The following is a 14394-nucleotide window of genomic DNA, read 5'->3' as shown; positions in this document are numbered from 1 at the left end:
GGGTAACCGCGCCAGGGGAGATCCGCTCTCGGCATAAAGCTGGTTAGGCTGGCGGGCATGGAAACGTGGTCCGGTCTTGACGTCCCGCGCCTGCCTGGCGCCGGACAGCCGCTGGCTCTGTTCGACTCCGCACGCCAGGGCGCCTTCCCGAGCCGCCCGGTGGGCGGGCACGCGACGATGTACGTCTGCGGCATCACGCCGTATGACGCGACACATCTCGGCCACGCGGCGACCATGATCACATTCGACCTGGTGAACCGGATGTGGCGCGACGCCGGGCACGACGTCGTCTACGTGCAGAACGTCACCGACATCGACGACCCGCTGCTGGAGCGGGCGGCCCGGGACGGTGAGGACTGGAAGGTCCTCGCCATGCGCGAGACCGCCCTGTTCCGCGAGGACATGGAGGCCCTGCGGATCATCCCGCCGAGCCACTACGTGGGCGCGGTCGAATCGATCCCGGTCATCGCGGAGAAGGTCGTCGAGCTGCTCGACCAGGGCGCGGCCTACCGGCTCGAGGACGGCACCGGCGACGTGTACTTCGACATCGCCGCCGCGCCCCGGTTCGGGTACGAGTCGAACCTGTCCCGAGAGCAGATGCTGGCCTTCTTCGCCGAGCGCGGCGGCGACCCCGAGCGCGCCGGCAAGCGCGACAAGCTCGACCCGCTGCTGTGGCGCGGCCGCCGCGACGGGGAGCCGTCCTGGCCTGGCGGGGCGCTCGGCGCGGGCCGCCCCGGCTGGCACATCGAGTGCGCCGTGATCGCGCTGGAACTGCTCGGCGAGACCATCGACGTGCAGGGCGGCGGCAACGACCTGCTGTTCCCGCACCACGAGTGCTCCGCCGCCCACGCCGAGGTGCTCACCGGCAAGGCGCCGTTCGCGGCGCACTACGTGCACGCCGGCATGATCGGCCTGGACGGCGAGAAGATGAGCAAGTCCCGCGGCAACCTGGTGTTCGTGTCCCGCCTGAGGTCCGACAAGGTCGACCCGATGGCGGTGCGCCTGGCCCTGCTCAGCGACCACTACCGCGCCGACCGCCAGTGGACCGACGAGGTCTTCGAGACCGCCGCCCACCGGCTGGGCCGCTGGCGCCAGGCCGCCCGGGCCGCCGTCGCGCCCTCGGGCGCCGAGCTGCTGGCCGGCGTACGCGCCAAACTCGCCGAAGACCTCGACACCCCCGGCGCCCTGGCCCTGATCGACGCCTGGGTCGACAACACCCTCGCCGGCGTAGGCACCGACCACCAGGCCCCCGCCCTCATGACCGAAACCCTCGACGCCCTCCTGGGCCTCAAGCTCTAGCCGCCCGCCGCGACGATCTTGCGTGAACTGCGGGTACGACACACTCGTACCGGACAAAAGGGCAACAGTTCGCGCAAGATCGTCGTGATCATGAGTGGTGCGGGAGCAGGCGGCGGCGGTTCAGTTCGGTGGTGAGGGTGGTCATTTCGGTGGGGGTGACGCGGACCTTGCCCAGGGCGGCTTCCGGGTCCTCGGTGACGGGGGTGGGCAGGGTGCTGCCGTCGGTCAGGTCGATCCACAGGGTGGGGGCGCCGCTGTCGGGGCGGACGGTGAACGCCTGCACCTGGTGGAAGTGCACCGGGCGGACCCGGCCGTCGACGATGTACACGTAGGCGTACGTGGCGTGCACGCCCCGCCTCAGCATCCGGGCGCAGTACACGGCGGCCGCCGCGACTGCCACTGCCAGCAGCAGGGGGACGGGGCCGATGCCCCGGTGGCGGACCATGCTCGACAGCGCCCACATCAGTCCGAGGCCGCAGATCGGCAAGGCGGCCAGCATCGCCAGGTAGCCCACCGGCCGCGGTGTCAGCCGGTCACCTGGCGCGTCGCTCGTCATGCCCGACAGTCTGCGTCGAGGACGCAAGGACTACCAGGTGGCGCGTGTCACGGGAGTGGGGACACCGCCGCCACCCGTCGCGCATGCCGCGGGGCTTGGCGACGCCGACCCGACCCGAGGCTAGCCGCGGGGGCGGGGCTGCGGGCGGGGCCGGACGGCGACCCGGGAGGGCCGCTGCGGCGGCGCCTGGCGCGCGCGGGCCGTTCGGGCCGGAGCCGCTGCCTGCCGGCGCAACGTCAGTGCGACGTGACCCAGCCGCGCGGCCAGGGCGAACACGCCGATGGTCAGCGCGCCGAGCAGCAGCACGCCGGTGCTGGGCACGCCGTCGAGGATGCCGACCACCAGGACGGCGAGCAGCGCTATTCCGATCACGAGCACGACGAGCGCGCCGAGCAGCGCCACCAGCGCCTGCGGGGAGTGTGGAACCGCACCGTCAGGCCGATTCCCGGCACCTCGCTGCGCTCCGTTGGAGAATCGGCGAAGGGTCATGCAACCATCCTTGCGGCGAACGCGCGGGTGCGCAGGCGAAAAGGTGTCGGGCACCCGACAGTCCGCAGATTAGCCCAGGACAAGGCCAGGATCGGGATCTCCGTCCAGGTCGGCGTCCGGGCGTGGCGTGGGCACCCGGTATTCCTCCGTCAGTGTCGTCATCGGTCCCGGCCACGTCGCCTGCGCCACCTCGATCACCTTGTGCTCGCCGTCGTACGCGACGTGCAGCAGGTGCAGCACCGGCGTGTCCGGCCGGATCTGCAGCGTCTCGGCCTCCTCGCGGGTGGGCAGCCGGGCGGTGATGGTGTCGGTGGCGGTGACGTAGCGGCGGCCGGTGACCTCCTCGACCTCCTGGTAGAGCGGCCGGCCGAAGGACTCCAGGCGCTCCAGCGGGGTGCCCGCGGTGTCCTGCGGGCGCAGCCAGGCGGCGCCGACCTCGACCACGGCGTCCTGGGTGCGCACCAGGTGCCGGCGCACCACCAGCAGGGTCGAGTCGGGCACGCCGAACGCGTCGGCGACCTCGGCCGGCGGGCTGGCCCGGGTGACCTCGGTGAGCTGCTGGCGGTAGCGGTCCGCCAGGTCGGCGTGGTAGCCGCGGTGCGCGCCGTAGCGGCCGCGGGACAGCCGGTTGAGCCGCCGCCGGGTGCCGCGCACGTACGTGCCGGAGCCCGGCTTGGTGATCAGCAGCCCCTCGACGCGCAGCTGGTCGATGGTGCGCTGCACGGTCTGCTTCGCGACGCCGAACAGCTGCGCGAGCGCCGGGATGGAGGGCAGCTGCTCTCCCGCGGCCCAGTCGCCTCGTCTGATCTTGGCGCGCAGCTGGGCGGCGATCTGCCGGTGCGGGTGCTCCGCCGCGCCCGGATTGATCCCGCCGATGCCCGTCTCGGTCATGAGGCGATCATGCCGCACAAATGTCCGAATACCTAGCGACCTAGGAAGCCCTTGCACGGCGTGTCGCCCCCCACACGCCGCCCGTCCCCACCCCGCCGTGCCGCACGGCATCCACCCCCGTGCCGCAACTCTTGACGAGTCGCGGTCTGCGACCACGCCGAAAGGCGCAACTCGTCAAGAGTTGCGCCTGGTGGCGGGCGGGCGGGGGTTGGCGGGGGCGGGTTACCAGGTGCCGTGGGTGGGGCCGGGGGAGCCGCCGCGGCGGCGGAGGTACTTCTCGAACTCGACGGCGATCTCGTCGCCGGACAGCGGCTTGGCGACGTCACCGGCCCGCTCTTCGAGGTCGCGGAGGTATTCGGCCAGTTCGGCGTCCTGGGCGGCGGCGGCCCGCACCCGGTCCTCCCACTCGGCGGACTCCTCGGCCAGGTCCAGCATCGGCACCGGCAGGTCGAGGACCTCCTCGATCCGGTGCAGCAGGGCCAGCGTGGCCTTCGGGCACGGCGGGTTGTTCGCGTAGTGCGGCACGTGCACCCAGAACGACATCGCGTCGATCTCGGCGCGCGAGGCGCTGTCCTGGAGCACCCCGACGATGCCGGTCGGGCCCTCGTACCGGGTGGGGGTGAGCTCGATCTTCTCCTCGCCGGCGTGCTTGCCGGTCACCGTGCCGCTGATCGGCAGCGGCCGGCTGTAGGGCACGTCGGCCAGCAGGGCGCCCAGCAGCACGATCTTCTCGATGCCCAGGCTGTGGCAGATCTCCAGGATCTCGTTGCAGAACGTGCGCCAGCGCAGGCTGGGCTCGATGCCGCGGATCAGGACCACGTCGTGCTGCGCCCCGGGCGGCGAGGCGACCATGAACTTGGTGCTCGGCCACTCGATGCGCCGGGTGTCGTCGACCAGGGTGATCAGCGGCCGGTTCACCTGGAAGTCGTAGAACTCCTCCGGGTCCACCGACGCCACCTCACGCGCGTCCCACACCTGCTCGAGGTGCTCGACCACGGCAGTGGACGCGTCAGCGGCGTCGTTCCACCCCTCGAAGGCGGCGATGGCGACGGGGGAACGCAGGACAGGAAGGCCGTCGAACTCGGTCACGCCTGTCAGCCTACGGCGCTGCGCCGGATCGTCCAGGCGGGTCGGGTCCGCAAGCGTGTCGCACCAGGCGGTACGCAGGGCGATGATCGCGAGCTGTGGCGGGAGACACTCCGGCCCGGCGTAGATTGAGGACCGGACCGGTGTCCGGCTCCACCGCCGCCACCAGGTGCGCACCGCCGGCACGCCGCGTCCTCGGGGGTGGGTGATGGCACATACCGGCCGACGCCTGGCCGCCCTGGCCGCCGCCGGCGCGCTGACCCTGGCGGCGGGCTCCTGCAGCCGGGTGGCCGCAGGCCCGGTGCCGTCGGTCGCCCCCACCGCGCCGGCCGCCGCACCCGGGGACTTCGCCGGTCTGGTCGACATCGGCGGCGGCCGCAGCCTCTACCTGGAATGCCACGGCACCGGCAGCCCGACCGTCGTCATGCAGTCCGGCTTCGGCAACGCCGGCGACATCTGGAGCCTCGCCGAAGCCCACCCGCCGGCGGTCGCGCCCGGCGTCGCAGCGTTCACCCGGGTCTGCGCCTACGACCGACCCGGCTCGCTCATCACCACCACGAGCACCGGCGGCGCCGTGACGTCGGCCCCGTCGCCGGCGGCGGGGCGCAGCACGCCCGTGCCGCCCATGCCCCGCGACCCGGCCGAGCTGGTCGCCGAACTGCACAAGCTGCTGGCGGTCGCCGGGGAGCCCGGACCGTACGTGCTGGTCGGCCACTCGCTGGGCGGGGCGCTCAGCCAGCTGTACGCCCGCACCCACCCTGACCAGGTCAGCGGAATGGTCCTGGTCGACGCCGGAGCACCGGCGCACCGGGCGGCCCAGTCGCCGCAGCTGTTCGAGAAGGGCCGGTATCCGGCGCTCGCCCCGGACACGGTGCCCGGCTACCGGACCGAGGCCTACGACCTGGGCGCCGTCTACGACCAGATCGAAGCCGCCCCGCCTCTGCGCGCCATGCCCGTGGTCGTGCTGTCGTCGAGCGACCTCGCCCTGCCCGACCCCATGCCTTCGCCGTACGCGGCGACCGAGGGCGCGGACCTCGAACGCGCATGGCGCGCGGGCCAGGACGGGCTGGCCGCGGGCATACCCGGCGCTGAGCACGTCACCGTGCCCGGCACCTCGCACTACGTGCAGAACCAGCGACCCGACGCGGTCATCCAGGCCGTCCGCGAGGTGCTCACTCGGGCGTCGTCCCCCCGCCCCACCGGAAGCTGAGCGCCCGGCCAGGCGGAAGCCCGCCGGGCGGGACCGGTCAGTCCGATGTGGCGTCGCCCGGCATGCTCAGCTCCGCGAGCCGTTGCAATGTGCGTTTGAAGGCCCGGTAGTCGTCCTGCCCGATGGCCGCGGCCAGCCGTTCCTCGACGCCGGCCATCGCCTCGTCCCCTGCCTTCATCTGGGCCAGGCCATTGGCGGTGGGCACCACGAGTTTGGCGCGGCGGTCGGCGGGGTCGGGTTCGCGGGTGACCAGACCCAGGGCCTCCAGTTCGTCGACGAGCGTGCCGATGACCTGTTTGTGCTGCCCGGACAGTTCGGCGAGTTCGGTGGCGCGGTTGCCCTGCTCGTCCAGGTAGGCCATGACGGCACCGTGGCGGGGCTTGGTCTGCGCGTGGCTGCCGGCCAGCTGCCGCTGCACGGCGAACAGCAACCGCGCGGTCAGCGCACCGAGGTCGGGGTTATTCCGCCGACGCGCCCACCCGCAACGGCCGCCTGCACGCGCTGTCCGACACCGAGCTGCTGGCCTCCGGCCTCGGCTGGACCGTCATCCGGCCCGCGTTCTTCCTGCAGAACCTCCTCGGCTCGGTGAACGGCGGCACCCTGTACGGAGCCACCGGCGAAGGCAGGCTGAGCCCCATCGACGTACGCGACATCGCGGCGTTCGGCGCCCGGGTCCTGGCCGAGCCGGCACGCCACGCCGGCCGGATCTACACCATCACCGGCCCGGAGAGCCTGTCCATGCGCGAGGCGGCCGCCCGACCGGGCCTGGACTACCAGCCCGTGCCCGGAGCCGACGTGGTGGCCGGCATGCGGGCGGCGGGCCTGCCCGCGTGGACGGCCGATGTCACCGCCGAATACCTTGCGGCGTACGCCGCCGACTGGGGTGATCGGATCACTCCGGACTTCGCGCGGGTGACGGGGCGGCCGGCCGCCGACGTCGTGGCATTCGCTCGGGACCACGACCTGGCGGCGTGAACGCAATGGCCGCTCATGCGGCCACTGCGGCACGGCGGAACAGGTCCTCGGGCATCGGCTCATCGAGCCGCCAGGTGATGGCCATCGGCCGCTCGCCGCGGTGTTCGACATAGCGTGCGGTCCCGTGGAACACGTACGGCTCTGGATGACCGGCATCGGTGGTGGTGCGTTCACGGGTGAACAGCAGCACGTGACTCCCTTCCACCGCGTGCCTGCGGTAGCGCAACCCGGTGGCGGAGTTCTCGCGGGTGCTGTTCTGCGACTCCCAATGGAACAGGTCGGGGGTGAGCGCGTAGTCGCGGTACATCGTCTGCGGGGAGAACTCCTTCTCGTTCTTTCGTAGCGTGACCAGCAGCGCATCGCATCGAGTGGCCACGGACCAGGCGACGCCTTCGCGCATGTTGTCGGGCACCTTGCCGGTGCCGAGTTTCACCCACGCGAGTGCGCTCAGCACCTCGTTGGCGGAGTACCGGGAGTTGACGGCGAGCGGCACCCGGGACAGGGCCTCCGGGAGCCGCTTGGCGACCCGGCGCGGGCGCTCGGCGCCGTACTCGACGATCTGCCGGATTTCGTCGCGGATCAGCTGGTCGCTGCGGAGCCGGTCGAGCGCGTCGTCATAGCTGGTGAACTTGCCGCCGTCGCGCCAGATCGAGAAGACCAGCATGCGGGCGTACGCCTGATCGACATCCCCCAGCTCGTCATACGCGGGCGCGTGCGGCTTGACCAGGCGTGCGTATGCGGCCGCGCGTCCCTCGTCGTCGACGTGCAGCAGCGTACGCAGCCGCCTGCCGAGTTCGGCCTCCAGCGGGGACGCCTGCGGTGGTACGAGGCCAGCGCGTGCCAGCAGCGCGGTCCAGGAGCGGTCGTTGCGGTAGATGTCGGCGATGTCGCGGCCGCTGGCCTCCAGGTAGCCGGCTAGCGTGCGTTCGGCGTAGCTGCCGATCTCCTTGGTCAGCGTGTTGACGTTGACGCTGAGGCGTTCCTTCAGGCTGCCGAGTAGCCGTTCCTTGGCGACCCGGTCGAGCACGACCTGACAGCCCGGTGGCAGCAGCGGAAAGTCGGCCTCGGCCTGAGTCTCCAGCCGGCCACGGCTGAACCCGGTGAGGCCCTGGAAGCGGTTCTCCAGCCGGAACTCCGCCCGGTGCAGGCCGACGAAGTCCAAGACGGTGAGCACCGCCTTGTCCGGCGTGCGGCGCAGCCCGCGGCCGAGTTGCTGGAGGAAGATCGTGGAACTCTGGGTGGGCCGCAACATCAGGATGGTGTTGATGTCGGGGATGTCCAGGCCTTCGTTGAAGATGTCCACGGCGAAGAGGAACGTGATGTCGCCTGCCCGCAAGGCGGCGAGGGCCGCCTTGCGCTCGTCGGCCGGTGTCGAGCCGTCGACCGCCCGGGACGGGATGCCGTTGTTGCTGAAGAAGTCCGCCATGTAGTGCGCGTGGCTCACGGAGACGCAGAAGCCCAGGCCGCGAGCCTGGTCCAGGTCGCCGACCTTGTCCAGCACGGCGTTGAAGATCAGCCGCGCCCGCTGTTCGTTGCCGGTGAAGGCTGCCTCCAGATCGCGGGTTTCGTAGGCGCCGCGAGTCCAGGCGAGGCCGCTGAGGTCTGTTTCGTCGTTGATGCCGAAGTAATGGAAGGGGCACAGCAGGTCGGCGTGCAGCGCGTCCCAGAGCCGCAGTTCGGAGGCGATACGGCCACCGAAGAAGGTGTCCTGCACCGACTTGCCGTCGGCCCGTTCCGGTGTCGCGGTCAGCCCAAGCAGTTCCTGCGGCTGGAGGTGATCGAGGATCTGCCGGTAGGTGGCGGCTTCGGCATGGTGGAACTCGTCGATGACCACCACGTCGAACTGGTCCGGGGCCAGTCCGGCGATGGCGCGGTGCAGTGACTGCACCGAGGCGAAGACGTGCCGCCACTCGCGGCTGCGGGACTCGCCGACGTGCAGTTCGCCAAAGGCGGGGGTGGCCAGGACCTGCCGGTATGTGCTCAGCGCCTGGGCGAGGATCTCCTGCCGGTGTGCGACGAACAGCAGGCTGGGCAGCTTGCCCAGGCGCTGCTGGAGGTTGCGGTAGTCGAACGCCGCGGTGACGGTCTTACCCGTGCCGGTTGCCGCGACCAGCAGATTGCGGTGCTGGTGGTAGGCAGTGCGCTGGAGGTCGAGGTCTTCGAGCATCTCGCGCTGGTGCGGGAAGGGATGCGGCACGAGCGCCGGCACGTCGATGAGGCGTCTGTCCGAGGTGGTGACAGCAAGTGCTTCGTCGAGCCGGGCTCCGTCGGTTGACGGGTCGTACGACTCGAACTCCGCGCGGTCCCAGTAGGAGTCGAAAGTCGCGCTGAACTTGTCGAGCAGCCGGGGCGTGGTGACCGCGGACAGGCGTACGTTCCACTCCAGGCCGTCGAGCAGCGCGGCACGGGACAGGTTCGAACTGCCGACGTAGGCGGTGTCGAACCCGCTGTCACGCCGCAGCAGCCAGGCCTTGGCGTGCAGCCTGGTGGAGTTCTGTTCGTAGCTGATCTTGACCTGGGCGCCGAAGTCGTTGACCAGCCGATCCAGCGCGCGCCGTTCGGTGGCGCCCAGGTAGGTGGTGGTGATGACGCGTAGCGGCACCCCCCGGCGTCGCAACTCCTCCAGCCGCCGCTCCAGGATCCGCAGGCCGGACCACTTGACGAACGCGCACAGCAGGTCAACGCGGTCGGCGCTGGCCAGCTCCGCGGTCAGCTCGTGCGCTAGGTTCGGGTCCTCGCGCGCGTTGGTCAGCAGTGCCGCCTCGGACAGTGAGGTGGACGGCCGCTCCGGCGCGGTGGAGCCCAGCGCTCCGGCGGTGACGGCCAACAGCTTCTGCGGGCCGGCGGTGACGAGTTCGGGATCGTCGAACAGGCGGAGGAGCTGGTTCGCAAGCTCGACCCGTGCCTCCGTGCCGCGGACGGCGGCCAGCGCGCGTGCCGCGGCCTCGCCGACGAAGCGACCGAGCAGGTGGGCGACCTCGGGCTCCGCCACCTTGTCGAGGTGGACGACGTGGCCGTCGGCCTGCCATCGGGCGACCTGCTCGGCCAGGGTCTGGGTCAACAGGCTGTCGTACAGCCCGAGGATCGGGGAGTCGGCCACTACGAGATCGTAGAGGCGTCGACTGCCACACGCGGGCCGGTCGAGGTCGTCCGACCGGGTGAGATCACCCGGCTGTCATGGTGGACCGACCCGCAGGCCGAGTCGATGGCCCGGCCGTCGTGGTTGATGACGATCACGCGAAGGTCAGGGCTTCTCGGAGTTCCCTGGTCCCCGCCAGATCCGGCCAGCGGTGTGAAAGTGCCTGGTCGAGCGCGCGAAGTTCCTTGCTGATACGGGCCGATCCTGTCGAGCGGGCGGAATCGATGCAGCTCAGCCCGATGTCAGCGGCTCGCTCCGGGTCGGGTTGCCTGGTCTGCAGCACGGCATTGGCGAGCTTCGCGAGTTGGTGGGCCCGGTCACGGTGCTGATCGATGGGCGTGGCGGTGATCCTTCGTTCGAGAATTGCGACCGCGGTTTCCGGTTGTCCGCAGGCGCGATAGCCGCTCGCGGACTGTTCGTCCAGCGTCTCCACGTCGTAGCTGTGCAGGTACACCGGAGCGTCATCGTCGACGCCGTCGGGGTGATCGAGCAGCAGGTCCGCTGCGGAATCGATCAACCGGCGGAACCGGTCGGTTTCGGTGTTCAACGCCCAACCGCGAGCTTCCTGCTGCGCGGCGAGCGCCGCCAGCTTGGGGCTGATCGCCGGCATCCGCCTTGCTGCCGCTGCCAGTTCGATCACGTCGACGGCGTCGTGGTCGAGCAGTGCGATGTTGCTCCTACGCACCAGAAGATATGCCGCCAGCTGATGATCGCCGATGGCCTGTGCTCGCTGTCCGGCCTGGTCGGTCCAGTGCATGGCCGCCGCTGTGTTCCCCAGGTCCTGGTATAGCCAGCCGGCGAACTCGGCGTACTGGGCCAGCAGCCGCATCGCCGGCTCGGCGGTGCCCGGCCTACTCCCGTACCGAAGTTTGTCGAGCACGGCGATCTGGGTGAGGACGACCTCGACCAGGTGCCGTGGTCCGAGCGCCTTGTCGGCGGTGTAGTGCTGGGTGAGGAGGGCGCGAAAGTAGCCGAGGACCTGTACGTCGGTGCGCTGCGGGCTGTTGATCGCGCCGCCGACGCGTTCAACCTGGTCGAGGTCGATAAGTCCGTCCGGCAACAGTGCCCTGAGCACACCTGCGGTCAGCAGGCCGTTGAACTCGCGCCTAGGCAGGTTCACCCGGATCATCCTCCCGCCTGGCGAACTGAGCTCCAATTCCACGGTATCGCCGCCGACCTCATGTATCGCGGCTATGCGGCCGAACGCCGAGGGGGCCGCAGCGTCTCCGGGCTCCGGCATCAGCGAGCGGAGCGATGTCAGCAGGCCTCCCGCGTCGAGCGCCCGGTCGAGGGCGGGCACCAAGGCCGCGTTGATGAGGTGTTCGCCCCGTTCCACTCGCGAGATCCGGCTGTAGTCGTAGAGGCAACGTCTGCCGAGCTCGCGCAGAGAGATGCCGGCCTGCACGCGTAGTCGCCGAAGGGCCGCGCCGAACAGTCGGCACATCGATTCGTCGTAGCGATCCACGCCGTCGCCCCCATCTGTTGTTGCCGATGTTGCCGCAACAGCAGACCTGTTCACAACCGACCTCAACCGCCGGAGGCTGATCTCGCAGCGGTTTGTCTCCCAGCTCGCCCTGCCGATTGGCCCCACGACGCGCACTCGGAGGTGCGCGTCGTGGGGCCTCACGCCGACCAGGAGGAATGATGCGCTCGCTGACCACCGAACAGTTCGGGGTCTACGCCCGCCGGCAGATCGCGGCAGCGGACGACATCCTCGGCCGTCATGGCAGGTTGCGGGGAGACTTGTGCGGCTGTGGCCGTCTTTGGCCATGCCCTGTCGTCGCGACGTGTGTGCAGATGCGGGAGCACTTCCTAGCCAGGCTGGCAGTCATCGAGGCCACCACGCGACTCCCGGTCGTGAGCCCCGGTCGTGTCCAGGCGCCTGCTGCGAAGGCGGCCGCGTGGCGGCTCGGGACGCACGAGTGCCGTGGCGAACCTGGGACGGGCCACCGGCGGGCTGGTCGCGGGCGGGTCCTCGATGTGCTGAGGGCTGGCCTAAGCCGCATCCTCGGGCCCGGCGGCCGACTTCCGGATCCGGTGACGAGGGTTCCGGCGTCGGCATGGCCTCAGGCTCGCTCGGCGACGGTGACGGCTCGGTGGTCTCCCGTGGAACACGTACGGCTCGGGGGCGTGCGAGGTAGCCGGTGCCGACACTGCCCGGGTGTGCGGAGGCACCCCGGGCAGCGGACGGCGTACTCAGGAGGTGACGTCGGCGGTGCCGTCGACGAGCGTGCTCTTGCCGAACGCGGCGACGGCCTGGTAGTAGGTCCAGGCGGTGCCGTTGCACACCGAGCGGGTGGCGCCCGAGTAGGTGTTGCAGACCCGCTTGAGGTCTTCGTAGAACGCGGAGTCGAGCCGGGACTTGTTGGCGCTGAAGGTGCCCGCGGCCTTGTAGTTGCGGTAGCCGAAGTCGTGGCGTGCGCAGGCGTTCTGGAACGGGAAGCCGAACGGGTTGTCGGGCGAGGTCGAGCAGTAGTCGGTGGACCAGTCGAAGCCGTACGCGGACCACGCGCCCTGGTTCTGACGTGCGGACCACCAGGCGTTGTAGCTGGCCGCGCTGGTCTGGGTCCAGGAGCTCAGCACCTGGGGCTTGTCGGCGGGTGCCGCCAGGGCCGGGCCGGCCGAGAACAGGACTGCGGTCAGTGCCAGCACCGCCGAGGCGATCGACAGCTTGAGGGGGCGACTCACGGGAACCTCCGGTTTGTGCCTTTAGTTCTGCCCCCGCCGGGGTGTGGCGGGGCGAACGTAGGTTGCCGTGTTCCGTGGGCCCGGCACATCCGCTGGGCGACGAACCGTGGTTGAACCTTGCGTGAGCAGCCGAGGGCGTAGCGGCGGTCGGGATTGGAGACGGCTCGGATGACCCAGGGTCAGGTTGCGTCCGCGGGCTCGGTCGGCGGCTCGGCGTCCGGTGACGTGGCCTCCGGTGACGGCGAGGCCTCCGGCTCGCTCGGCGACGGTGACGGCTCGTCGGTCGTCTCCGCCGGTGACGGTGACGGGGACTCGCTCGGCGACGGCGGAGGTGAAGCCGGATCGGTCGGTGATGGCGCGGGAAGCGGTGACGGGGACGCGGTCATGGTCGTGATCTGGTTGCTCGGCCCCGACTGCAGCCCGGCGGCGTTGACCGCGATGACCACGAACACGTAGGAGGTGCCCGGCGCGAGGTCGGTGACGGTCGCGCTGGTGTCGCGGGTCCAGCCGATGAACTGGCCGTCGCGCAGGATGCGGTAGTAGGCGACGCCGCCCGACCCGCCGTTGGCCGGGGCGGACCAGGAGAGCCAGATCTTGTGCTCGACGGCGGCGACCGCGGTCAGGCGCGTGGGCGCGGACGGCGCGACCGGCGGGGCCGGGGGCGGGGTTGTCGTGCCAGGCTTCGTGGTGGGCGGTGCCGGCGGGGTCCAACTGGGCTTCGGGAGGGGCTCGTTGGTGATCATCGGCGCGGGCTCTGGGCTGGTCGACGGTGGCGCGGTCGGCAGGGTGACCGGCTGGCCGCTTTCGTCGGCCATGACGCCCGCGGACAGCATCGGGGAGGGCAGCCCGTCCTGGAGCGACACGGGCTGGCCGTCGCCGGTCGGCCTGATGATGAGCACCAGCATGACGGTGACGGTGGCCAGCACGGCGACCGCGACGGCGACCAGCACCCGGCGGTCGGGTCCGGTCCGTGCGGGGCGGTCGGCGGTCGGGGACGGCGCGGCGTCAGGGGGCGGTGTGGCGGCGCCGGTGGCCGAGGACCGCAGCGGCGCGCTCGGCCGAGTCGGGCCGGGCGGCGGCGGCACGACGGGCAGGGTGTGGTCGGTGGTGTAGGCCTCGGGTGGAGCCAGCAGGGCGACGGCGGCCGGGTAGTCGGGCACCGCGTCGACGGCGGCGCGGGCGGCCAGCCAGTAGGAGGTGGCCAGCTCCAGGTGCATCTTCAACTTCTGGGCGCTGCTGAAGCCCACGACCGCGGGCAGGACGATCTGGTCCCAGGTGCCCACGGGGAGGGCGAGTCCGTATTGAAGTGCGTGCCAGGTTTCGGCGAATTCCTGCTCGCCGACTTCCATCGCGTCGATGCGGTAGTCGTGCACGGCGGCGTCGAACTGGTCGAGCAGGTGCTGGTGCACCTTGGCGACCGGGCGCCCGGCCGTGACATCGGTGAGCAGCTGCCCCAGCTGGATGACCAGCTTGCGCGCCTGAGCCGCGTGCTCGGGTTGTGGCTGTGCCACCGGTGTCTCCCCCTGATTCGGTGCCACGGCAGGGTGAAGCCCGGCCGGATACGGCGCTGAGCCGGTCAGGGGCCCGCGGCACCAACATAGGCGACAGTCGACGGGAAAGGAAACGCTGTGTCGCGAACGAACCTCATGACCCACGGGTCGGAGCCTGGACGGCGCGGCAGGTCGCGGCGAATGGTTTGTAGGACAGTACAAACGGCTTAGGGGCAGGGCAGGTCGATGTCGGACCATGCGCCAATTCCGCCGCCACGGCCGTGCCGGTTGACTCCAACCATGCCGACCTCGCCGTCCGCATCCGGCGCCGCGCGACGGGCCTGGTGGTGAGGTGCCCGTCGGTGCCGGCGGACCAGGCGGCGGGCGGGCGTCTCGCCGAGCCGAACCGCTAGCAGGACGGAGACCGCACCATGTCAGACATCATCCGTGCCGCGCTGGTCCAGACGACCTGGACCGGTGACAAGGAATCCATGATCAAGGCGCATGAGGAGTACGCGCGGCAGGCTGCCGCGCAGGGCGCGAAGGTGATCTGTTTTCAGGAGCTGTTCTA

General features: G+C 70.9%; 13 protein-coding genes. 4 read left to right on the top strand and 9 right to left on the bottom strand.

The genetic code is table 11. The features are described 5' to 3' along the window. Positions 1-57: 57 nt before the first annotated feature. Entirely contained in the window at positions 58-1299 is a 1242-nt protein-coding gene (mshC, locus tag HAV39_RS24485; protein ID WP_191841503.1) for a cysteine--1-D-myo-inosityl 2-amino-2-deoxy-alpha-D-glucopyranoside ligase, read from the top strand. Positions 1300-1387: 88 nt separating this feature from the next. Here mshC and HAV39_RS24480 read toward each other — a convergent pair whose 3' ends face one another. The 4 genes from HAV39_RS24480 to HAV39_RS24465 form a co-directional block, all read right to left on the bottom strand. Next, positions 1388-1855, bottom strand: a complete 468-nt coding sequence (locus HAV39_RS24480; protein ID WP_191841502.1) for a hypothetical protein — start codon at positions 1853-1855, stop codon at positions 1388-1390. Positions 1856-1975: 120 nt separating this feature from the next. Then, positions 1976-2344, bottom strand: a complete 369-nt coding sequence (locus tag HAV39_RS24475; protein ID WP_191841501.1) for a hypothetical protein — start codon at positions 2342-2344, stop codon at positions 1976-1978. A 69-nt stretch (positions 2345-2413) separates the two neighbouring features. After that, positions 2414-3235 (bottom strand): GntR family transcriptional regulator, encoded by an 822-nt coding sequence (locus tag HAV39_RS24470; protein WP_191841500.1) that lies wholly within the window; start codon positions 3233-3235, stop codon positions 2414-2416. Positions 3236-3457: 222 nt separating this feature from the next. Next, a complete protein-coding gene (locus HAV39_RS24465) occupies positions 3458-4324 on the bottom strand; it encodes a PAC2 family protein (protein ID WP_120315654.1) in 867 nt (288 codons plus the stop codon). Positions 4325-4529: 205 nt separating this feature from the next. Between HAV39_RS24465 and HAV39_RS24460 the strand changes: the two genes are divergently transcribed. Continuing rightward, complete coding sequence (locus tag HAV39_RS24460) at positions 4530-5531, top strand: alpha/beta fold hydrolase (RefSeq protein ID WP_191841499.1); 1002 nt, start codon at positions 4530-4532, stop codon at positions 5529-5531. Between the two features lie 37 nt (positions 5532-5568). Here the strand turns inward: HAV39_RS24460 and HAV39_RS24455 are convergent, their stop codons facing one another. Then, complete coding sequence (locus HAV39_RS24455) at positions 5569-5949, bottom strand: MarR family winged helix-turn-helix transcriptional regulator (protein WP_239120685.1); 381 nt, start codon at positions 5947-5949, stop codon at positions 5569-5571. Between the two features lie 167 nt (positions 5950-6116). On the opposite strand from HAV39_RS24455, the gene HAV39_RS24450 reads away from it, so the two are divergent. After that, on the top strand, positions 6117-6506 hold the full coding sequence (locus tag HAV39_RS24450) for a Rossmann-fold NAD(P)-binding domain-containing protein (RefSeq protein ID WP_191841498.1): 390 nt from the start codon (positions 6117-6119) through the stop codon (positions 6504-6506). Between the two features lie 13 nt (positions 6507-6519). On the opposite strand, the gene HAV39_RS24445 is transcribed toward HAV39_RS24450, so the two are convergent. The 4 genes from HAV39_RS24445 to HAV39_RS24430 form a co-directional block, all read right to left on the bottom strand. Next, the gene (locus HAV39_RS24445) at positions 6520-9606 is read right to left on the bottom strand and encodes a DEAD/DEAH box helicase (RefSeq protein WP_191841497.1); all 3087 of its coding nucleotides are present in this window, start codon (positions 9604-9606) and stop codon (positions 6520-6522) included. A gap of 133 nt (positions 9607-9739) precedes the next feature. Continuing rightward, on the bottom strand, positions 9740-11110 hold the full coding sequence (locus tag HAV39_RS24440; protein ID WP_191841496.1) for a helix-turn-helix domain-containing protein: 1371 nt from the start codon (positions 11108-11110) through the stop codon (positions 9740-9742). Between the two features lie 731 nt (positions 11111-11841). Continuing rightward, positions 11842-12333, bottom strand: a complete 492-nt coding sequence (locus tag HAV39_RS24435) for a phospholipase (RefSeq protein WP_203736335.1) — start codon at positions 12331-12333, stop codon at positions 11842-11844. Between the two features lie 179 nt (positions 12334-12512). Further along, positions 12513-13844, bottom strand: coding sequence for a fibronectin type III domain-containing protein (locus HAV39_RS24430; RefSeq protein WP_191841495.1), 1332 nt, complete (start codon positions 13842-13844; stop codon positions 12513-12515). Between the two features lie 410 nt (positions 13845-14254). Here HAV39_RS24430 and HAV39_RS43335 point away from each other — a divergent pair. Then, positions 14255-14394 (top strand): nitrilase-related carbon-nitrogen hydrolase (locus tag HAV39_RS43335; protein WP_280528750.1); only part of this gene is annotated, 140 nt, incomplete at its 3' end.

This window comes from Catellatospora chokoriensis, assembly GCF_011297315.1.
Classification (GTDB): Bacteria; Actinomycetota; Actinomycetes; order Mycobacteriales; family Micromonosporaceae; genus Catellatospora; species Catellatospora citrea.
Note: the sequence above shows the minus strand (reverse complement) of the source record. Positions and strands in the feature narration are given on the sequence as shown.

Excerpts from the sequence above, each read along its gene's own strand:
- mshC (WP_191841503.1), top strand. The coding sequence starts at position 58 with ATGGAAACGTGGTCCGGTCTTGACGTCCCGCGCCTGCCTGGCGCCGGA.
- HAV39_RS24480 (WP_191841502.1), bottom strand. The coding sequence starts at position 1,855 with ATGACGAGCGACGCGCCAGGTGACCGGCTGACACCGCGGCCGGTGGGC.
- HAV39_RS24475 (WP_191841501.1), bottom strand. The coding sequence starts at position 2,344 with ATGACCCTTCGCCGATTCTCCAACGGAGCGCAGCGAGGTGCCGGGAAT.
- HAV39_RS24470 (WP_191841500.1), bottom strand. The coding sequence starts at position 3,235 with ATGACCGAGACGGGCATCGGCGGGATCAATCCGGGCGCGGCGGAGCAC.
- HAV39_RS24460 (WP_191841499.1), top strand. The coding sequence starts at position 4,530 with ATGGCACATACCGGCCGACGCCTGGCCGCCCTGGCCGCCGCCGGCGCG.